The organism is Pedobacter sp. V48 (assembly GCF_000523515.1).
GTDB lineage: Bacteria > Bacteroidota > Bacteroidia > Sphingobacteriales > Sphingobacteriaceae > Pedobacter.
Genome location: NZ_AWRU01000008.1, coordinates 227500 through 247559, shown reverse-complemented (window position 1 = coordinate 247559; position 20060 = coordinate 227500). Strand labels below are relative to the sequence as shown.

Here is a 20060-nt window from a genome sequence, read left to right as displayed (position 1 = left end):
ACGAATTAACAAGTATGTACCAGTTTACCTCTGCCATAATCTCCATTTATCCAGGATCTAAAGCGACTCTATTGGCTTTCCATCTAGCTCGTTATCACTAAAGGCCACACCTATTACACGTTCAAAAAGAAAGCGTTTCTTATTGCTATGAAATGCCGGGTACTCCTTATTGGTTTGAATTTTATTGCCTGTAAAAACAAGTCCATCCACAGACTTTGCATATAAAATAGGTCGATCGAAGGTATCAAACTGATTATTCAGTATCCTTATCCCCGAGTGAAAATATTTCTTTTGATTGGCAAGATCCGGGATTTCTGGATAAATGGAGATTATGGCAGAGGTAAACTGGTACATACTTGTTAATGCATTTACAAACTTATTATCGCGAATAGTAATGTCTCTGCACGATCCTGTTTCATACCAGCCATTACTATCGCCGCATAGCAATATCGCACATCCGGAAGTATGGTCAAATAAGTTATTTGCTACAAGTGTAGGTTTTGGCGTGCTGAACAGTGCACCTCTTGCCCTGTTGTTGCGGATGGTGTTACCCGTAAAGACAACTGACGGTGTCCAAGTCAAATTTTCAATTCCAATATCCTGTTTTGAAGGATCAATAGCAGGGTCCAGCGCTTTGGTAAATTCAATTTTAAATTCCTTAATCGGATCTGTGCTATTGGACAATATTGGTTTTATGGATGCTATAGTATTCTTTGCATCCCATAATTCCATGGTTTTAGACTGTATGAACTGCACTGTATCTTGTATGTTTCCCCAGTCAAAACCATAAGATTGCTCATGCATGTAATTAGCAATCACCGTATGATCATCTAGTTTCTTTGTTATTTTAAGATAGGTTCCGTGGATATTAATTGCATCATCCATCATACCTTCGTATAAACCATTTTTAGAGATAATTTCTCCTTTGCATCCCGAAAAATGCGTAGCATCGGCCTGTGTAGTGAAATATCGTTTGTCGTTTTTTCCTCTCAAGCAAACACCAAAACCATCCATGTAGATATTTTCTGTAAGCTGGGCCAAAAGCCCCATACCTTCTGCATAATGTACCTTTACATTTTCGAAACTGATATTTTTGCCTTTGTGAACAAAAATACCGGGTGCAGGGCGGTGCCAGCTCCTCATGGCTATTACAGTTCCAGGAATCAGTTTCTTATTCTTCCAGTGGTGTGCCTTGATTTTGCCTGGAGAAACCTCGCTTACACTCTTGGTACCTACGCTAATATCTCCGCTATTGAAAACAATATGTTTAGTGCCATTTTCGAAGGCTATGCCTGATGTTGGCTGCATTTCCCATCCTTCGGCTGTGTTGTAAAAGATGCTGTCTTTTAATTTATATTTTATCCATGGTGCAGTTTCAAATACAATATTGCCTGCTGTGGTATCATTTGAAATTATCTTTACCTGTGTAATCTGAGGCTTTTCAAAGTCTATACTCAGATCTTTTATTTTCACGTTACGGCTTTCAACCAATGCCAAAGGGAGCATACGCCCATGAAACATCAGGTCGGCACCTTTACCAATCAAGGTAACGTTGTTGAATTTTGCTATTTCTATACCTACTGTTTTTGGGTTGTCCTGATCGTGATTGGAGATATAATATTCTCGCTTAATGGCACCTTCGGGATAAAAATCATATCTACCTTTTTCAAACTGAATAACCACCTTATCGAGATCCGAAGTTTTACTTTTGATCTCTTTAAGCAATGAAGTTAGCAGAGGTGTGGTATTTTTTCCAGTATTGGGTTTTATACCATAAGCCGATAACTTGTATATTTTGACGTTGCTTTGCGCGGTTATTGAAAGGTTTAGAGCTGTGGTTAATAAAACCAATAAGGTGATTTTTTTCAAGGTGTTTAGTTTATTATAGTTTTACGAATCTCAAAACTATTAAAAATATTGGATTGGGGACAGATTATCAATTTTCTCCACTCACATTTCCCTGCACAGGTTTATTAGTGGCCGTAATTTTGGTTGGTAAGGGAGCCTTGGTTTTTTCCATCCAGTTTAACAGGTCATTTAACAGTTCGTTCCTTTTGGCAACATTGGAACTGGTTAAATTATTATGTTCGCCCTCATCGGTCCTGATATTGTATAATTCTACGGAATTGTTGTCGTTGATTCTGTCTTTACCACCATCCAATATCCATTCTTCCAGGTACAGGTGAAGCTTAAAGTCTCCTTTTCTGATTACCGCAACGGGCCTTGATCGAAATACCTTATCCCTCCCCCTTATCACAGGATTGTCCAGATAACCAGGAAAATACCAGTATATCGATTTTCTTATCGTTGTGCTCCTCTGTCCTAGCAAAAGCGGCATCAAGTCTTCGCCATCACCCTTGAATTTCTTATCGCCGGCCAGAGCCATAAAAGTAGGGTAAAAATCGAGATTGATAATAGGGGTTGAATTTACAGTACCCGGCTTTATCCTATCGGGCCAATATGCAACAAATGGCTCTCTGATACCTCCTTCGTAATAACACCCTTTATTGCCCCTTAAGGGTTCTTGCGAAGACAGCTGTGTTGCACCGTTATCGCTCGTAAAAATAACGAGGGTATTTTTGTCCAGGCCAGATTTCCTCAGATAATCCAATATCACCCCTACACTGGCATCAAGATCATATGTACAGGCAGCATAAATGGCCATTTTTTCATTTAACCCCCTTTTTCTGAATTTCTCTATGCTTTGGGGCCTTGCTTCGAGCTTGGAATGGATGGCATGGTGTGCCAGATAGGTAAAAAAGGGTTTTTCTTTATTGGCTTGCATAAATTTAATAGCTTCATTAGTAAGAGAAAATACACCCTTTGGGTCATTTTCCGTATTGCTTTTCTTATCTGACTGCTTCTTGCGACCTTCAAAATACAGATCAAATCCCTGCGCTTCGGGTCGCGTATCTCCTGAATCGGCCAAGTGCCACTTGCCGAAAATAGCTGTGGCGTAACCATTGCCCTTAAGGCCTTCGGCAATTGTTTTAAAGGATGGGTTTAAGGAGATCGTATTACGCACGGGAACCAGTTTCATCAGATCAACAGGTCCACGGGTAGTACTGCCAACAGCATACACTCCATGTGTTGGCGAATATCTCCCACTTATTAAAGACGCCCGACTGGGTGCGCAATTGCCTGCCCCGGCATAAGCATTATTAAAAACCATCCCTTTCTTTGAGAGCGCATCAATATTTGGAGTTTCCATTACCTTACTTCCGTTAAAGCCGCAATCCATGTAACCAAGGTCATCGGCAAAAATCAGTAGTATGTTGGGTTTTGTATGAGACTGGCTGTTTTGGGAACTAGCGTTTAAACACAGTGTAAATGCGAACGTAAATATTAAAAAAAACTTGAGGCAACATCTCATGAATATCTATTTAAGTGAACAATTTTAGCAACTACTAAACAAAAAGGATAACCAGAAATTCACGAATGAGCGCAATATATTGACTTGATTATTGGTACTATGAGTTGTCACCCATTACGCTATGACGTTAAAAAAAGTTAAACTTGATTGTAAAATATAGCAGTGAATCCTTAATTCTGTAAATTAGATTTATGATAAGAATTAAACGCTCTCTTTTTACCATATTGCTGTTATGCAGCGCATTAACACAGGCGCAAAATAAGTTTAACGGCAACTTTGAAGTGCTAGACAACACTGGAAATCCAGAGGGTTGGAATCTTAGAATAAAGACCCAAAGCCCGTACATCGTAAAACTGGATAGCACAATTAAACTGCAAGGAAAATATGCCATTTCTATTACCGACAGTGCAGGCGCTGATTATGGGGGCATAAACTTTAAAATAAACAAAAGATTTAAGGGAAAACAACTGATGCTAGTTGGGAACCTAAAAACCAAAAACGTAACTGGTGGTTTTGCCGGTCTTTGGATGCGCACAGATGGCATCAATGGAAAGAGTGTGGGCTACGAAAATTCAGAGAATCCGGCTTTCACAGGCACAAATGACTGGAAAGAGTTTATGATTCAGTTACCTTATGACGGCCGTGAAATAGTAGCCATAAATGTTGGTGCGGTACTGGCTGGCAAAGGCACAGTCTGGGTTGATAGCTTGCGTCTGTATCTGGACGAAAAGCCAATAGATGAAGCGCAGGAGCAACAAGCTAATATATACCAGGCACTAAAAGACACACTATTAAATAAAAGCTCTGGAATAGATACTATTCCTTTAACCCCCTCCATTCAAAAAAACTTAAGCTTACTGGGCGAATTATGGGGTTTTCTAAAATACCATCATCCGGCAATAGCCAATGGTGATTATAACTGGGATGCTGAACTTTTTCGTGTACTGCCTGAGGTTCTTAGCTGTAGTACCGACATCCAGCTATCGCAGGTGATGGAAAAATGGGTTGATAAATTAGGCAAAGTTCCGCCCTGCACAGATTGCAAAACACTGCCTAGCCTTGCCAATATTACCATTGGACCTGATTACGGGAGCTTATTCAAGAATAAAATCTTTAGCAAAACGCTTTCGGCCAAACTGGATTACATTTTAAAGAACACAAACATCACAACGCATTATTATGTAGGTGGTCTGATTGATATAAGGAATAGTTCTTTTTTGCATGAAAACAAATACGCAGACAAGAGGTATCCTGATGCAGGTTTACGCTTATTGGCGCTCTATCGTTACTGGAGTATGATTCAATACTTTTGTCCAAACAGAGAGTTGACTACTGAGAAGTGGAACACTATCCTTCCTGCTTTTATCCCTCAGGTAATCAAAGCCGACAATGAACATGCCTACGTAAAGGCAATGGTTAAACTCATTGCAAGCCTCCACGATTCACATGCATTTATTGAAAGTGAGGTTCGTGAACAAGATCTGGGAAGATATAGATTGCCTTTTGATGCCGGGTTTGTCGGGGATCAGCTAATAGTTACAAGCTCTCTCAAAGAAACCTTTGATGCTAGTAAGAATCTAACGCGAGGCGATATTATAACTGCTATTAACGGAGAGAAAGTACAATCGTTAGTAAACAAATACTTACCCATTACTCCTGCTTCAAACCATGGCACTGCATTAAGAGACATGAGTAGCGTTTATCTGAGAAGAGGTATAGACAGCACTTTTAACCTACAAATCATAAGAGACAACGTACCCATGAATGTGGTTCAACAAGGCTTAGAAATAAGCAAAGCCAATGATGTTTACCTGCAATCTAATAAACCCGCGTACCAACTAATAAATAATGGTATTGGTTACGTTTATTGTGGCGCTTATAAAAACACCATGTTAGACAGCATAAAAACGAAATTTAAAGATACAAAAGGGATTATTGTTGACATGCGTGGCTATCCGGTTGATGAAATGGAGCGTACCTTTGTTGCCTATTTCAAACCAGACTCGAGTACTTTCGCAAAATTTACTGGCCGGTCTATCAGCAATCCTGGTATGTTTATATATGAGGAATCTGCGAAAACCGGGATTAAAACAACAGACTATTATAAGGGAAAAGTGGTAGTGCTTGTTAATGAAAATTCACAGAGCAATTCGGAGTTTGTTACAATGGCCCTGCAAAGTGCTCCAAACACCACTGTTATAGGCAGTCCGTCTGCCGGTGCTGATGGCAACGTCACTCCCATTTCTTTACCAGGCGCCATTACAACCTGGTATTCGGGTTTAGGTATATATTATCCAGACGGCACAAATGCCCAACGCGTTGGAGTAAGAATTGACAAGGTAGTAAAACCAACCGTTAAAGGTATACAAACCGGTAAAGACGAGGTCTTGGAAGCGGCTAAAAAACTGATTTTGATGAGCAAGTAATTGTGTTAGGAAGTCTCTTTTAATTCCTTTATCCTAGTCTTTATAAATGCTTCTTTATTTTTTTTTACCTCCTTCAACAAAGCTTTCTGTTCAGCAGGTAAGGTCAAATATTTATCTGCCCATAGGTTAATTTCGATCATTACAGGCAATAGATCGATTCCTTTTTGTGTGAGTTTGTACAAGACTTTTGCCTTGCTGTCGGGATGGTTTAGTTTGGCAACAATCCCATTTTCTTCGAGCATTTGTAACCGGGTGGCCAAAATATTGGTTGCTATTTTTTCGCCCGATTTTAAAAAATCGCCGTATGTGCACTGTTTCGCAAACATAAGATCCCGAACGATCAGCAACGACCATTTGTCTCCCCAGATATCAAGCGAGCAGCTAATAGGGCAATCCGACCTCTTCTTTGTATCCATAATAAAAATAGTTTATAAAATCACTTGCATTTTGCAAGTTGATACATATATTTGTACTTGCAAAATGCAAGCGAATTTACGAATTAAATTTATATAAACAATGAAAACAACAGGAAATACAGTATTCATTAGCGGCGGAAGCGCCGGAATAGGACTAGCGATTGCTAAAAAATTAAATGCAACAGGCAACAAAATCATCATTAACGGGCGTAATGAAGAACGCCTTCAGGATGCTTTACAAGAATTAGACAATGCTGTTGCTATCCAAGGCGATTTATCGATAGAAGCTGACAGGGTTCGTATTGCGGCACACCTAAAAGAACATCACCCGGATGTGAACATCATCATAAATAATGCTGGAGCAGCCTTTGGATATCTATTGAATGAAACCACCAATGCACACGAAAAAGCCGCAATTGAAATGAATACCAATTATTTTGCGGTAATCCATTTCACAGAATTGTTACTACCACATCTGGTACAAAAAACAGAAGCAGCAGTTGTAAACGTTTCTTCAATTGCGGTTTTTAGGAGCCACAAGTTTCTGCCAACTTACAGTGCTACTAAAGCTGCATTACACAGTTATACTACTGCCTTGAGAGCCACTTATGAAGAGCAGAAAAACGTTCAGGTTTACGAAGTGTATCCTCCCCTGGTAAATACAGCATTTTCAGCGGAAATAGGCGGTGCAAATGGCATTCCTCCAGAAGAAGTGGCAGACGAATTCCTTATAGCACTGGAAAAAAATCAATTTGATGTTCCAGTGGGCGATTCAAAGCAATTTCTAAAACAAGCTTAATCATATATAGAGCGTACAATGGACTAAAGCACCTCGTCATGCTGAAATAAATTCACTGTTGTCCGGAAAAAAATATGGGCTAGCTGTTAAGCTAGCCCTTTGTTGATATATTTGAGTTACCACCCAAGGGCTAGCTTAACASCTAGCCCATATTTTTWTCCGGACAACAGTGAATTTATTTCAGGATCTCGGAATAGAAAGAAGGAATAGCGCTTGCGGGATTCTGAAATGAATTCAGGATGACGGCAAGTGCATTTATTTTGATTGGTTAGAATTAGTCMCKWCRCYCTTCCSATCYNNNTTTTCCTCAACCCCATCCTTTCCATTGTTAAATTCCCTTATCCCTTTGCCCAATCCACTCATCAATTCCGGGATCTTCTTTCCGCCAAAAAGCAAAAGAACTACGGCTAAAATAACCAGGATCTCTTGTGTGCCCAATGCCGCCAGTAATGTGTTATGTAACATGTGTTATAAAATTTATAATATTAACTTGGTACAAGAATAACAACCTCAGATTAAAACGGCATTAAAAACAAATTCATGTTATGTAACTTTAGCCTACATTATCACACAACATGAACTGGATCACAAGAGAGCGGCCAAAAATAGACAGAATTGCATGCCCATGGCTAATCATAAATTTTATTGATAAAGACGCTCACTTCTTTTATGTGCCTTTTGATCAGGTTATAGAAAAAGCTGGAGAGCTAAAAGCCATTCCTTTTGATGTTCCCGGTGTGGAGCTCACACATAACAATGACCTTTGCACCTTCGATGCGCTTATAAAAAAATACGGCCTCGATGATCCTGCCATGACTATCATGGCCCCTATTGTTAGAGGAGCGGATACCGATCGCCATAATTTGGCAAGTCAGGCTTCAGGCCTATGGGCAATAGCCGCAGGAATGGCCCACAACATTAAAGATGATCAGGAGCTTTTAAAGGCAGGCATGGTAATTTACGACGCCCTGTATACCTGGGCCACACACCTCCAAAATGTAAAGCATACAGAAAGCCCGGTAGAGCAGCTGCTAATAGAGGTGTATCAGAAGTTCCTCAAAAAAGGACGTACAGATAAAGTACCGGCATGGGCAAAAGAGCTAAAAACAATTATTCAGGACCAGATAGATACCAATCTAGCTTTAAGTTTAACCGGGATATCTAATGAATTAAATGTAAATCCTACATATGTATCCAGAGAATTCTCCAAATACTTCGACGACCTTTCTTTTGGCGAATACATCAGGAAACTAAGGGTTGACAAAGCGATTGCCTACATTGAAACAACGGCTTACTCGCTTTCGGAAATTGCTTACCTCACAGGTTTTTCAGATCAAAGCCATTTCACCCGAATTTTTAAACTGGAAACGGGTATTAAACCTTCCCAGTTTAAAAAGAACAGGAACAAAAAGTAAACTGTTTAGTTCTTTTTCTGCTGACCTGGAGCATATGGTTTTGCAGATTTTGAGCCCGTGCTTTTTTTTGCTTGCCCTGGAGGTACTTTACCACTATTACCTGCTGTTCTTTGCGTATAGCACGACATTAAAAACATCATACTGCAAATAGTCAATACAAAATATATCTTTTTCATATTCATTTTAGGTCGGTATTGCTAATAACATGCCAGAAATAGTAAATTCTGTACCAACAGTTAAATCTGTTCTATTTTAATTTTTGGCGATGCTGTACCATTGTTCATGCAAATTCAAATCATTAAAATAAGCTTCACAATATGCTGTATCTGCAGTCTATTTAGTTCTTCAGTCACTTTAGCTCAAAACCTGCAGCCAACTTATCCAAAAATTGCCGGTTATTTAGGCATCGTTCACCCTATTGTATCTTTCAGTTCTGAGGGCAGCCATACCAATTTCAAAGACAGTTATATTGTTGGCCTGCCCATAGGCATCAACATATGGAAAAGTGCTAAAATTGGTTTCTCCAGCGAAATAGTGCCATTTATAAAGGCCACAAACACAAGCAGCAAGGTCAACAATGTACTGTTTCATCCGGGCATTTTAGTGGCCTTGGGAAATGGCTTTACTTTTGCCGGCCGACTGGCTTTCGAAACTTCCGGACGATATGGCCTTACACCGGTATTCAACAAAGTTGTAAAGAAAAACAAAGGCAGCAGCTACTTTGTGGCCATCCCCCTACCTGCACGTTTCGGTAACGATCAGTCTTCCTCTTATGGCATAGGCTTTCAGTTTGGGATCGCATTTTAACAAGGACATGAAAAATAACGCCACCTACAAACTAACCGAACTGGTTGTCTACTTTTTAAAGCTGGGCACTTGGGGTTTCGGCGGACCAGTTGCTCTGGTTGGCTACATGCAGCGGGATCTGGTTGAGCAAAAAAAATGGATCTCTGAAGAGGAATACAAAGAAGGCCTCGCGCTTGCACAGCTCGCTCCAGGGCCTTTAGCCGCCCAACTAGGCATCTACATGGGTTTTGTTCATTACGGATTGCTGGGAGCAACATTCGCAGGCCTCGCTTTCATAATCCCCTCGTTCATTATGGTGGTTATACTGGGGATTGCTTATAAACTCTATAGCGGTTTACCGGGTATGCAGGCCATATTTTATGGAATAAGCGCTTCAGTAATTGGAATTATCACCGTTAGCGCATATAAACTGACCATTAAATCCGTAAGTAAACTAAACCTCGAAGCTGTTAAGTCAAATTGGCTGCTTTGGATATTTTACCTGGCAGGGGTCGTAATTACGGTGATCACCAAGAGAGAAGATATTTTATTTTTCATCATCTGCGGTGTGATCTACATGTTTGTTAAAGCCCCTCCGCAATGGATTAAACGACCGGCTTCGGCTCCTTCCCTGATTTTGCTGAGCGTTGGTTTCTGGCAATATGAGGGTAAAGCATTGCAGGAGATTGGTTGGTTTTTTCTAAAGGCCGGTGCTTTTGTATTTGGCAGTGGATTGGCAATTGTTCCTTTTTTACATGGTGGTGTAGTTCAGGAATTTGGATGGCTCAATGAACAGGAGTTTTTGGATGCTGTGGCGGTTGCAATGATTAGCCCCGGCCCAGTAGTTATAACGGTTGCTTTTATCGGGTATCTGGTTGCGGGTTTTCCAGGCGCTTGTGTGGCAGCCCTGGCTACTTTTTTGCCTTGCTACCTTTTTACTGTTGCTCTGGCGCCTTCTTTTAAAAAAATCGCAAAAAATCCCAGCATCAAGGCATTTGTGGATGGAATTACGGGTGCCGTAATTGGTGCATTGGTAGGTGCAGTAATCATTATAGCTACACGTGCAATTATAGATATACCAACAGCAACAATTGCCTTGCTTTCTGCCCTTGCTTTAATTTATATTAAGCAGATAAAAGAGCCTCACTTAATATTGCTTGCTGCAGTAATTGGTGTGGCGATAAAAGTCCTGTAGCTCTCCGTAAAAGGCTTAAATATGAAAATAAGAAAAATAGCTAAGCAGGTGCTCAGCTATTAGTTCAATTTATCAAGGGGTTTCCTGTTTTTAACGGTTGAGGCCTTGTATTTGCTTGGAGAAAGTCCTGTTAAAGATTTAAACTGCGCGGACAAATGGGCGCTGCTGCTATATCCCATTTTAAAGGATATTTCATTCAGATTCAGTTCGCCGTATTCTAACAGTTCTTTTACTTTTTCCACCTTTTGCTGAATGATGTATTTCTCGATGGTTAAACCCTCTGATTCCGAAAACAATCTGCTCAGATAATTATAGTCTTTATTTAATTTATCGGCCACCAAATGCATCAGGCTTTGATTAATCTCGCCCAGATCTGAATAGTGAACTAAATTGATTACTTCGTTTTTAATTTGCTCTACCAGTTGGTTTTTTTCCTTTTCAATAAGTTCAAAACCTAAAGCCTGGAATTCGAAAGCAATATCCTTTAGCTGTTCCTGATTGGGATCCGGAGCAACCTCCACTTTACCTAAGGTAATTTGTTTAACCGAAAAACCAAGGTTCTGCAACCGCTCATTAACGATCATAATACAGCGGTCGCAAACCATATTCTTTACATATAATGTCATATTTGTTCAGCTAATATCATACTTCTTCGGCCTTATAACCGGCTTTTTCTAAGGTACCAATTATTTCTGCGGCTTTCAGCTCATTATCGGCTTCCACTTTTAAAATTTTATCCGGGTTTTCTATATCAACTTCCCAGTTGTCTATTTTGTTTAAGCCGTTCAAGTGAGGTGTTACGGTTGCAATGCAACCTGCGCATTTAATATTTGTTTTGAATTTTAAAGTTTGCATTTTTTTTGAGTTTAATTGTTGTTATTATGTTATGTTTTGAATTGTTAGTCGTCATCCTGTTAGCACGCTCGTGATCGTGCAAACAGGATGACGGGAGTGTGCTACAACTTTGCGAATTTCAACCTTAGGCTATTACTCACTACCGATATAGAACTTAACGCCATGGCTGCTCCTGCGATCATTGGATTTAACAAAAACCCATTAACCGGATACAAGACCCCTGCGGCAATTGGAATTCCTATCAGGTTGTAAATAAACGCCCAAAACAAGTTTTGTTTAATCGTTCTAACTGTTTTCTTTGACAGTTGTAGAGCCTTTGGCACCTGCAAAAGATCTGAAGATATCAGCGTGATCTTTGCCACATCTATGGCAATATCGGAACCTCTGCCCATGGCTATCGAAACGTTTGATTGTGCCAATGCCTGGCTGTCGTTTATCCCATCGCCTATCATGGCAACCACCTTGCCCTCGGCCTGTAGTTTTTTAACAAACTCAGCCTTATCAGATGGCAATACCTCTGCTACAAAGTTTTCTATCCCAGCAGCAACAGCCACCGCAGCAGCAGTTTCCTTATTATCACCGGTAAGCATATAAACCTCAATACCCTGTTTAATAAGTTTCGAAATCGCCTCTTTTGAGCCTTGTTTTATCTGATCAGCAATTGACACAACTGCCAGTACCTGTGTTTCATTGGCAAAATAAATTACCGTTTGAGCCATATCTTGTAATACTTTAGCTTGATCTTTTAAATCACTGGAAATAAACTGATTATTATCATCTAATATTTTATGGCTTCCGGCCCAATACTTCTTACCGCTGTAAACTGCTGACACACCCTTACCCGTTAAGCTGTCGAAATCTGTAATGCCTTCAGGCTTTGCTCCATCCTTTTTCAGGTGATTAAAAATTGCCTCAGCCAAAGGATGTTCCGAGCTCTGTTCCATAGCAGCAAACACCTGCTTTAACACATCAGCATTTTCAGGTAAAGTACTGGCCCAATGTACAGAAGTAACTTTTGGTTTACCTTCTGTAATGGTTCCAGTTTTATCTAAAACGATGGCGTTTACTTTGTAACCAAGCTCAAGCGCTTCGGCATCTTTGATTAAAATACCGCTCTCTGCGCCCTTACCTATCCCAACCATAATTGCTGTTGGTGTTGCCAGTCCTAACGCGCAAGGACAAGCAATCACCAGTACGGTAACCATAGCTAATAACCCTTGAGTAAAGGCATGTTGTCCGCTAAATAACAACCACACACCCAGCGTAATGATAGCAATCAGTATAACTATAGGTACAAATATCCCGGCGACCTTATCTACCAGTTTTTGAACCGGTGCTTTAGAACCCTGAGCTTCCTGTACCAGCTGAATGATATGTGCCAGCATGGTTTCGCTGCCCACTTTTTCAGCTATAAAACGGAAGCTTCCTTTTTGATTGATAGTGCCTGCGAAAACATTATCATCTTTTTGTTTAGAGACCGCCACGGGTTCACCGGTTATCATACTTTCATCTACGAATGAATTTCCTTCGTAAACTTTACCATCAACAGGTATTTTTTCTCCGGATCTGACCAAGAGCTTGTCGCCCGCTTTTACATCGACAACCTCGATTTCTTTTTCGCCATCATCTGTAACCAGTATTACTGTTTTTGGCTGCAACCCAATCAGTTTCTTAATGGCAGATGAAGTATTTGATTTAGCACGTTCTTCGAGTAACTTACCTAGCATGATAAACACGATAACTACAGCAGCGGCTTCGTAATAAACATGCGGATGCAGGCCTCTCTGGTGCCAAAACTCAGGATAAAAAGTATTAAACACACTGAAAATAAAGGCGATGCCAGTACTTAATGCCACCAACGTATCCATATTTGCCCTGCTGTGTTTTGCTTGTTTAAAGGCGTTTATAAAGAAGTTTTTACCGAAGTAAAAAACTACCGGGGCCGATAAAACCAGCATAATGTAATTGGCATAAGGCATATTCATGAAAAGCATGCCTATTACTACTACAGGTATAGTTAATATTCCTGCGGCAATTATTCTCTTTTTTAACGCTTTATAATTGTCGGCCTGTACTTGCTCTTGTTTTTCGTTTCCTTTCTCAGTATCCAGAATTAAGTCGTAACCTATCGATTGAACAACCTTTTGCATTCCCTCTGGTTGAATCACCCCCGCATCATAGGTTACTTTTACCTTTTGGGTAGCATAATTTACCTCAGCTTGTTTTACACCGGTTTGTGCGCCTATCATAGATTCTACACTTACCGCACAACTGGCACAAGTCATCCCCAAAACGGGAAAAGAAGTGGTTTCTATATTTTCTTGTAATGCCATAATCTTTCTATTATTTACAATACAAAGGTACCATTGCCGGGCCCCGACGGGGTTACATAATACGGTAATTAGTTTATATAATTCTGTACACACAAGAAGTAGCATTAAACTATATTAGGTCCACAAACAAAAAAGCCGTTTTTCGATAAGAAAAGTGGCTTTTTTTGTTCGTTTCTGAAGTCTGAAATCGTCAGCAAGTGTGCTTTCGGCAAGCCCCTTTAAAGCGGGTTTTAGTTCTTAGTTTTCGTTTTGACTTACTTGATATTCTGCAGAATCATCAACGACAAAATATATCGATATTTACCGAAATCCAGGAATAAAATTACAGTTTGCTATGGATGTAGATGGCCTAAAACCTACCGAAACCATAGAGATAATGAATGGGATATAGCTGAACTCACATTGTGAATTGATAGCTTGAAAAACATCAACTCCTTAAATTATGAGTTGTTAAGCCTAGTCACCTCTTCATCAAAATCGTTCGACGACAGTTGACCACTTGCAAACTGTATTTCCAACATATCAATTTGCTCTTTCTTGGTCAAAGTCCTATCCTGTATTAAATTCACCAATTCGTTTTCGCCAGCAAGCGGCGCAAGAATACTCTGCTTTTTAGAGAACGATTCGAAATAACGAATTCCGAATTTGCGCTGCGAGACGGCATCGAAATGGAGTCCGTCCTGGTTGGCTGTAAGGCCGGTTGCAGTTACAAAGTAAGTATTTGGCTTTTCATCAGCATATTTCTGCAGAGCATGATTGACTTCATTATACTCGGTAAAGTATTTACCATACCTGCCGGCGCTTAAGAACTCACCAATACCACCTGAAATGAACGGGATTTCCGGAGCATTCAGTTCACTGCGAAACGCGTCAACGATAATGTTCAATTTATCGTAATAAAAGGCGGAACGTCCACCAAAGCTATCGTTTTCACCCTGATGCCATAAGATCCCGCTCAAGGTACTGGTCCTTTTTGCAAGTCTGGCCTGGAATATCGCATGGTCGAAAAGTGCTCCGCCAACTTCCCAATCCTCAAGGCTTGATCCTCCCTCTGCACATGCGATCAGACCAATCTGCTTATTTTCATTCGCTAATCGCCATGCACCTGCAAACGATGCGGCAAGACCGATACCAGAGGTTGGCCTATCACGATTTATGGGTTCTGTCATCGTTTGCCAGCGGCCGTTCACAAGCATTTTAATCTGCTCGTCGTATAACTGCCTGACATCTCTCAGGTAACCTCGTCCAGCCATATTTGACTGACCAATCATCAAAAAAGAACTTATCATATCCTTCTGTTTTTCGCTTTATTTATTGTCTAAAAATCTAAATTATCACAAATTAGCTGTATGACCAAAATAGCCCCCAGATAAAAAACCTGGTAGAAAACCCTCTACCTTGCCCAGTAGCGCCCTTGAGCAGTCCTACGCATAAAACCTATTTAGTAGCAAGTTAACGATCCATCGAAAGGATTTTATAATATGCATAACCAAGTGTACATACTCGCCGATGAAAGAAACCATTTTTGAGGATGAAAAGCCCCTGTGTCCAATGATAACGGATTTTTTTATTGTAAATCTAAAAAAAAGGACAAAAAATGCCTTAGGCCACTTTTGAATAGAGATAACTCCAAAAATAAAACCTAAATCTCCACCATAAAACCAGGTTTGACTTTGATTTGATTGGCACCGATGCGCCTACTTACCTCCCCCTGAATTTGTCTACCTCATAGATATAATCCATCCATGGCCCATCTTCCATTAAACGGGGGTTATCAGACACAATAGATTATTTTTTTTCGCTTTCAATTCAATGTGCCAATTAGCCACTTCAGTCTCAAATTTGATCGCTTCATGTTAAAATGATTTTTCCGGAGGAGCCTACTGTCTACCTTTGAATTACTAATTAAATATATAATATTAAAACTATGAAAAAATCAATTTTAATCTTGCTATTTGGAATGCTGGTTTTTAACACGGCCTACGCACAAAAGTATTTTGGAAAGACGTATCCACCCACACAAAACGTAGATGAATATTTTGATGTTGCCGATGTAACAAAGGGGCATACTGTAATGGGAAAAACTGAGCTCGACAAAGGATTTCGTTCGTTGGAAAAGACTCAGGCAAAAATCATCGAATTGGCAAAAAAGAAAGGAGCTGATGGTGTAATCTTTTCGATGGAAGAAGAAGTTTTTGCTACCTCAACTTCGGGTGGTCGTATCATAAATCAAAAAAAAGAGAAAAAAACAACGGTTTCCTCAAATAGCACCACTATGGATTTAAAAGAAAAGAAAATTAGAGCAACGTTTATTAAATATAAATAATTTAACACTTCAACAAAGCCGTTTTTAAAAGACGGCTTTGTTGTCATCCGTCTTTTCTATTTCCAAAAAAATTACCTATGAAAAAGCCATTCATCGTAACAGCGAAATTTATTAAATAGCCAAAACAGTCCAGCATTAAAAGGATACCTAAAATTTTGGGAAGAAATCATGATCTATGAACCAGATAGCCGAACGGCAGTAACCAAAACCCTCCAAAATATAAAGACCAGAAGTATCCCATTGTCGTATTGATTTAAGTGAAACATAACCTGACTTTCCAATTGTTCTGCTGAGTAAATGTTCAGGATGGCTTGTCCGAGAGTGTTAGTTATATTTGTTCAGGGGAAAGAGACTTTGCAGGATGTAAATAAGAAAATGGAACTTCTATCTTATTATCCTTGTATTTAAATAACAAAAAAAGGCTTTTCAAATTAATTTATATAATTCAGGAGTATGATCATTTTACCTTTAACATATAGCCAAGTCCATAAACATTGTCGATAGAGATTTCTTTGGATGCTTTAAATAACCTTCTGAGCCTGGAGATGAAGACTTCAAGGCTTTTTCCATTAAAATAATCATCATTTCCCCACAGTGCCTGCAGGATATCCTTTTTCTTTACTACCTGATTGAGGTTGCTCAGAAGATAGTCCAATAATTCTGCCTCTCTTAAAGTGAGTGATACCTCGTTGTTATTTGGCAGCAAAACATACAATTGTTTTTTATTGTATTTGATGTCGGCAATACGGATAAACTCCTGCTGGTCACCAGATCTGTCAGGAGAACTGTTCGATAACTTATCGATGATATTCCCAATTCTGAGTACCAGCTCTTCAATTTCAAAGGGTTTCGCAATATAATCTATTGCCCCTATTTTGAGGCCTCTGAGGCGGTTATCTTTCTCGTTATGGGCTGTTAAAAAGAAAAAGGGTTGGTTTTTATTGATTTTCATGATCTCGGTAGCTAAATCAAATCCGTTTAGATCTGGCAGCTGAACGTCAATGATGATCAATTTATTGGTCAATTGATTAGCCGCATAATAAGTTAGTGCCTCATTAGCAGTCTTAAACCATTGCACACTAAAGCCCCTTAACTTAAGGTATTCAGAAACAACATTTCCTAAATCTATTTCATCTTCTATTATAACAATATCATAACTCATATATAGACCATAAATTCTGTGCCCTCACCTATTTTTGTTTTCATATCCATTCTCCAACCGTGTATATCCAGACATTCTTTTACGTAATATAATCCAAGCCCAAGCCCGGGAATGGTACTGTCCTGGTTTGACCGGAAGAACTTATCGAATATTTTTTCTTTGGCATCTTCTTCAATTCCAGTTCCATTGTCGGCAACATGGAGCACATAATTTCCCTGCTGTTCATCAATAAATACTTCAACGTGCTTAAGGGTACTATGGTTATATTTAAAAGCATTATCCAACATGTTATTCAGCATAGTTGTGAACACAAAAGAATCGATCCTAACCAATATCTCAACGCTATACGGATCAAATGTAATGCTATCTGATGGACTAAGCTTTACCTTATAATCATTTATCAGTACCATAACAGAATAGTTCAGATCTGTTTCTACCAGATTTGCCTTCTTTTTGATCACTGATATCTCCAACATCTGATTGATGTGCGATTCCAACCGGCGGGCCTGCCGTTCCACAATGTGAACAAGTGCTTTTACACGGGTTCTGTCGTTCAGCACAACATCGTCATCGAGGCTTTTACTTGCTACCAGGATTGTAGTAATCGGTGTGTTGAATTCATGCTTAATGCTATTCAGAAAATCGGATTTTATTTCGGCCTCTTTTTTCTGCCTCATCCAGTTGATGTAAGTATAATAATTAATACCGACAGTAATGAGAATACATATGGCTACCAATGAAAATGTAGGAAGCATCTGATAGGCAACCCTTAACATGCGGCAAGGGTGATCAGCAAAAAGGCTAAACGTAATCCGGTAATCGTATTTTAGCTTGTCGCTTACAGAAAGATTGGTTACCCTGTTTTGAGGAGTTGGATTGGCAAGCTCACCATCAATAATAGCCCCATAGTTTACCTGGTTCTTTTCCTTGAAAAAGGTATTTGCTTTTTTACTGTCAAACATGAAAATGTCTCCTATGCGGTTGTCAAAGTTTATTTCTATTGATTGAAAGGTTAGCAAATAACGCATGTTGGTATCTAGGGAGTTCCGAATAACGATCGACTTGAAAACACTGTCCATATTGCTCTTCATCCTTAAAACATTGAAAAGCGTATCACTTACCCGCATGGCCAATTGATCAAAGGTTTTCTTGTCTTTAAGATAAGCCTCACGTAGGTTGGGCATATTCCGGCTTAGAATAGAATCAATGATTTTTCCACCGCCGGGATACACTTTGTCGGCAGGTATACTCCTCCCGTATTCGTCATTAAGCAGTGTTTTTTCCTTTAAGTTGAAGTCTCTGTCGCGTAAAGTGTATGTATTGTAAATTAACCTTGCCTGCACAACTATGAGAATCAAAAAGCTGACTAACACTATGCTCTTATATAGGCGACTTGTCATTTCAATAATTCAATTTGTTTTAAAAGTAGGGTAAGTTTTTATATTTTTTTTACTGTTAAGCTTTCGTTAGGCTTCTGTTAGGTTTCCATTCGACAAGTTTATTCTTTCTTCACTATAAATTTGCACTGACCAATTTCAAAACAGAAAAAATGACTATTAAAAGAATTTTAGTTTTACTGTTACTGATTTCAGGACTTTCTCCTTTAAAATCGGTACATGCGCAGCAGAAAGCGCCCAATAAATCACTCCCTGCACTTCAACAGGATTTCGTAGACCTTGGATTCGGTATGTTTATCCATTATGGAATGCCTACGTTTATGAACCAGGATTGGTCGGATCCTGATGCTGCACTTTCCCTGTTCAAATCACCGAAGTTTGATGCAGATCAGTGGGCAAAAGCGGCAAAGGCGGCAAACATGACCTATGGCTGCTTAACTACCAAACACCATAGTGGCTTTCCCATTTGGAACACCAAAACCACGCCTTACAATGTAATGCATACGCCATTTGGAAGAGATGTGGTAAAGGAATATGCCAATGCTTTCCGTAAAAATGGTTTGAAAGTGATGCTTTACTATTCCATTCTGGATACGCACCATGGCATCCGTCCCAATCAGATCACTCCTGAACACATTCAAATGATCAAAGATCAGATCACGGAACTGCTCACCAATTACGGGGAAATAACAGCCCTGGTTATTGATGGATGGGATGCACCCTGGTCAAGAATATCCTATGATGATGTACCATTTGAGGACATTTATCACCTGATCAAATCACTACAGCCAAATTGCCTGGTAATGGATCTTAACGCGGCTAAATACCCTGCAGAAGCACTTTTTTATACCGACATCAAGTCGTATGAGCAGGGCGCAGGACAGTTCATTTCCAAAGAGCACAATAAGCTACCGGCTTTGGCATGTCTTCCATTGCAGGCAAACTGGTTTTGGAAAACATCTTTCCCGGGTACACCTGTTAAAAATGTAGACGAGCTTGTTAATAAATTTATAGTGCCATATAACAATGCTTACTGTAACTTCATCCTTAATGTAGCCCCAAATGCAGATGGTTTGATTGACGAAAATGCCGTGCAGGCTTTAAAAGAGATAGGCAAACTTTACAAAAAACCTGAAAAGGTTCCGCAGGTGCCGGAACACGATGCACCGATCATATCAAGTAACCTGGCTAAACATGTGAAGAGCAACAGCAGCTGGAGCGATGACATGAACATTATGGACTTTGCCAATGATGATAATTTTGGAAGTGCCTGGGTTTCAAATTCCGAAGTAAAATCGCCATGGTATGAGCTCAATTTTGAAAAGGCCAGACCTATAAATATGCTTGTGATTACTCAAGGGAGGAATACAAAAAGTGCCTATACCTTACAATACTTTGCCAGTGGAAAATGGCAGCCACTTAAAACTAAAAAAGGCGACCAAAACAGCAAAATTCAAATTTTCCGCTTCGACAGAGTTTGGGCAGAGAAAATAAAATTAGCCATCCAATCTCCTGATGGCCCACCATCTATTGCCGAAGTTGGTGCTTATAATGAAAGGAGATAGAATACCCTTTTG

18 protein-coding genes are annotated in these 20060 nt (G+C 39.7%); 7 read left to right on the top strand and 11 right to left on the bottom strand.

Annotation, left to right across the window (positions count from 1 at the left end; translation table 11 throughout):
• Window positions 1-57 precede the first annotated feature (57 nt).
• Window positions 58-1869 (bottom strand): alpha-1,3-galactosidase B, encoded by a 1812-nt coding sequence (locus N824_RS10245; RefSeq protein ID WP_048905047.1) that lies wholly within the window; start codon window positions 1867-1869, stop codon window positions 58-60.
• A 67-nt stretch (window positions 1870-1936) separates the two neighbouring features.
• A complete protein-coding gene (locus N824_RS10240; RefSeq protein ID WP_048905046.1) occupies window positions 1937-3373 on the bottom strand; it encodes a sulfatase in 1437 nt (478 codons plus the stop codon).
• Window positions 3374-3564: 191 nt separating this feature from the next.
• Between N824_RS10240 and N824_RS10235 the strand changes: the two genes are divergently transcribed.
• Complete coding sequence (locus N824_RS10235) at window positions 3565-5799, top strand: S41 family peptidase (protein WP_048905045.1); 2235 nt, start codon at window positions 3565-3567, stop codon at window positions 5797-5799.
• 5 nt (window positions 5800-5804) lie between these two features.
• On the opposite strand, the gene N824_RS10230 is transcribed toward N824_RS10235, so the two are convergent.
• Window positions 5805-6215, bottom strand: coding sequence for a helix-turn-helix domain-containing protein (locus N824_RS10230; protein ID WP_048905044.1), 411 nt, complete (start codon window positions 6213-6215; stop codon window positions 5805-5807).
• Between the two features lie 100 nt (window positions 6216-6315).
• Between N824_RS10230 and N824_RS10225 the strand changes: the two genes are divergently transcribed.
• Window positions 6316-7014, top strand: a complete 699-nt coding sequence (locus N824_RS10225) for an SDR family oxidoreductase (protein ID WP_048905043.1) — start codon at window positions 6316-6318, stop codon at window positions 7012-7014.
• Between the two features lie 255 nt (window positions 7015-7269).
• Here the strand turns inward: N824_RS10225 and N824_RS10220 are convergent, their stop codons facing one another.
• A complete protein-coding gene (locus tag N824_RS10220; protein WP_048905042.1) occupies window positions 7270-7479 on the bottom strand; it encodes a twin-arginine translocase TatA/TatE family subunit in 210 nt (69 codons plus the stop codon).
• 110 nt (window positions 7480-7589) lie between these two features.
• Between N824_RS10220 and N824_RS10215 the strand changes: the two genes are divergently transcribed.
• Window positions 7590-8429, top strand: coding sequence for a chromate resistance protein ChrB domain-containing protein (locus tag N824_RS10215; protein ID WP_048905041.1), 840 nt, complete (start codon window positions 7590-7592; stop codon window positions 8427-8429).
• Between the two features lie 5 nt (window positions 8430-8434).
• Here the strand turns inward: N824_RS10215 and N824_RS34120 are convergent, their stop codons facing one another.
• Window positions 8435-8605, bottom strand: coding sequence for a quinol oxidase subunit 4 (locus N824_RS34120; RefSeq protein WP_235207062.1), 171 nt, complete (start codon window positions 8603-8605; stop codon window positions 8435-8437).
• A 106-nt stretch (window positions 8606-8711) separates the two neighbouring features.
• On the opposite strand from N824_RS34120, the gene N824_RS10210 reads away from it, so the two are divergent.
• Together N824_RS10210 and N824_RS10205 are read left to right on the top strand one after the other, a co-directional pair.
• Window positions 8712-9236, top strand: coding sequence for a hypothetical protein (locus N824_RS10210; protein ID WP_048905040.1), 525 nt, complete (start codon window positions 8712-8714; stop codon window positions 9234-9236).
• Window positions 9237-9243: 7 nt separating this feature from the next.
• Window positions 9244-10410, top strand: coding sequence for a chromate transporter (locus N824_RS10205; RefSeq protein WP_048905039.1), 1167 nt, complete (start codon window positions 9244-9246; stop codon window positions 10408-10410).
• A gap of 59 nt (window positions 10411-10469) precedes the next feature.
• Here the strand turns inward: N824_RS10205 and N824_RS10200 are convergent, their stop codons facing one another.
• The 4 genes from N824_RS10200 to N824_RS10185 form a co-directional block, all read right to left on the bottom strand.
• Window positions 10470-11036 (bottom strand): AraC family transcriptional regulator, encoded by a 567-nt coding sequence (locus N824_RS10200; protein ID WP_048905038.1) that lies wholly within the window; start codon window positions 11034-11036, stop codon window positions 10470-10472.
• A 16-nt stretch (window positions 11037-11052) separates the two neighbouring features.
• Complete coding sequence (locus N824_RS10195; RefSeq protein WP_048905037.1) at window positions 11053-11265, bottom strand: heavy-metal-associated domain-containing protein; 213 nt, start codon at window positions 11263-11265, stop codon at window positions 11053-11055.
• A 101-nt stretch (window positions 11266-11366) separates the two neighbouring features.
• Window positions 11367-13598, bottom strand: a complete 2232-nt coding sequence (locus N824_RS10190; RefSeq protein ID WP_048905036.1) for a cation-translocating P-type ATPase — start codon at window positions 13596-13598, stop codon at window positions 11367-11369.
• A 440-nt stretch (window positions 13599-14038) separates the two neighbouring features.
• Entirely contained in the window at window positions 14039-14887 is an 849-nt protein-coding gene (locus tag N824_RS10185; protein WP_048905035.1) for a sialate O-acetylesterase, read from the bottom strand.
• Window positions 14888-15525: 638 nt separating this feature from the next.
• Between N824_RS10185 and N824_RS10180 the strand changes: the two genes are divergently transcribed.
• A complete protein-coding gene (locus tag N824_RS10180; RefSeq protein WP_048905034.1) occupies window positions 15526-15924 on the top strand; it encodes a hypothetical protein in 399 nt (132 codons plus the stop codon).
• 457 nt (window positions 15925-16381) lie between these two features.
• Here N824_RS10180 and N824_RS10175 read toward each other — a convergent pair whose 3' ends face one another.
• Together N824_RS10175 and N824_RS10170 are read right to left on the bottom strand one after the other, a co-directional pair.
• A complete protein-coding gene (locus tag N824_RS10175) occupies window positions 16382-17086 on the bottom strand; it encodes a response regulator transcription factor (RefSeq protein ID WP_048905033.1) in 705 nt (234 codons plus the stop codon).
• Window positions 17083-18486: a sensor histidine kinase KdpD gene (locus N824_RS10170; RefSeq protein WP_084498266.1), complete on the bottom strand. Its 1404-nt coding sequence runs from the start codon at window positions 18484-18486 to the stop codon at window positions 17083-17085. Before N824_RS10170 ends, N824_RS10175 begins: the two co-directional genes overlap by 4 nt.
• Before the next feature lie 149 nt (window positions 18487-18635).
• On the opposite strand from N824_RS10170, the gene N824_RS10165 reads away from it, so the two are divergent.
• Window positions 18636-20048 carry an alpha-L-fucosidase gene (locus tag N824_RS10165; RefSeq protein ID WP_152542149.1) on the top strand — a complete coding sequence of 471 codons (1413 nt, stop codon included), beginning with the start codon at window positions 18636-18638 and terminating at the stop codon, window positions 20046-20048.
• Window positions 20049-20060 lie beyond the last annotated feature (12 nt).

Excerpts from the sequence above, each read along its gene's own strand:
- N824_RS10240 (WP_048905046.1), bottom strand. The coding sequence starts at position 3,373 with ATGAGATGTTGCCTCAAGTTTTTTTTAATATTTACGTTCGCATTTACA.
- N824_RS10235 (WP_048905045.1), top strand. The coding sequence starts at position 3,565 with ATGATAAGAATTAAACGCTCTCTTTTTACCATATTGCTGTTATGCAGC.
- N824_RS10230 (WP_048905044.1), bottom strand. The coding sequence starts at position 6,215 with ATGGATACAAAGAAGAGGTCGGATTGCCCTATTAGCTGCTCGCTTGAT.
- N824_RS10225 (WP_048905043.1), top strand. The coding sequence starts at position 6,316 with ATGAAAACAACAGGAAATACAGTATTCATTAGCGGCGGAAGCGCCGGA.
- N824_RS10215 (WP_048905041.1), top strand. The coding sequence starts at position 7,590 with ATGAACTGGATCACAAGAGAGCGGCCAAAAATAGACAGAATTGCATGC.
- N824_RS34120 (WP_235207062.1), bottom strand. The coding sequence starts at position 8,605 with ATGAAAAAGATATATTTTGTATTGACTATTTGCAGTATGATGTTTTTA.
- N824_RS10210 (WP_048905040.1), top strand. The coding sequence starts at position 8,712 with ATGCAAATTCAAATCATTAAAATAAGCTTCACAATATGCTGTATCTGC.
- N824_RS10205 (WP_048905039.1), top strand. The coding sequence starts at position 9,244 with ATGAAAAATAACGCCACCTACAAACTAACCGAACTGGTTGTCTACTTT.
- N824_RS10200 (WP_048905038.1), bottom strand. The coding sequence starts at position 11,036 with ATGACATTATATGTAAAGAATATGGTTTGCGACCGCTGTATTATGATC.
- N824_RS10195 (WP_048905037.1), bottom strand. The coding sequence starts at position 11,265 with ATGCAAACTTTAAAATTCAAAACAAATATTAAATGCGCAGGTTGCATT.
- N824_RS10190 (WP_048905036.1), bottom strand. The coding sequence starts at position 13,598 with ATGGCATTACAAGAAAATATAGAAACCACTTCTTTTCCCGTTTTGGGG.
- N824_RS10185 (WP_048905035.1), bottom strand. The coding sequence starts at position 14,887 with ATGATAAGTTCTTTTTTGATGATTGGTCAGTCAAATATGGCTGGACGA.
- N824_RS10180 (WP_048905034.1), top strand. The coding sequence starts at position 15,526 with ATGAAAAAATCAATTTTAATCTTGCTATTTGGAATGCTGGTTTTTAAC.
- N824_RS10175 (WP_048905033.1), bottom strand. The coding sequence starts at position 17,086 with ATGAGTTATGATATTGTTATAATAGAAGATGAAATAGATTTAGGAAAT.
- N824_RS10170 (WP_084498266.1), bottom strand. The coding sequence starts at position 18,486 with ATGACAAGTCGCCTATATAAGAGCATAGTGTTAGTCAGCTTTTTGATT.
- N824_RS10165 (WP_152542149.1), top strand. The coding sequence starts at position 18,636 with ATGACTATTAAAAGAATTTTAGTTTTACTGTTACTGATTTCAGGACTT.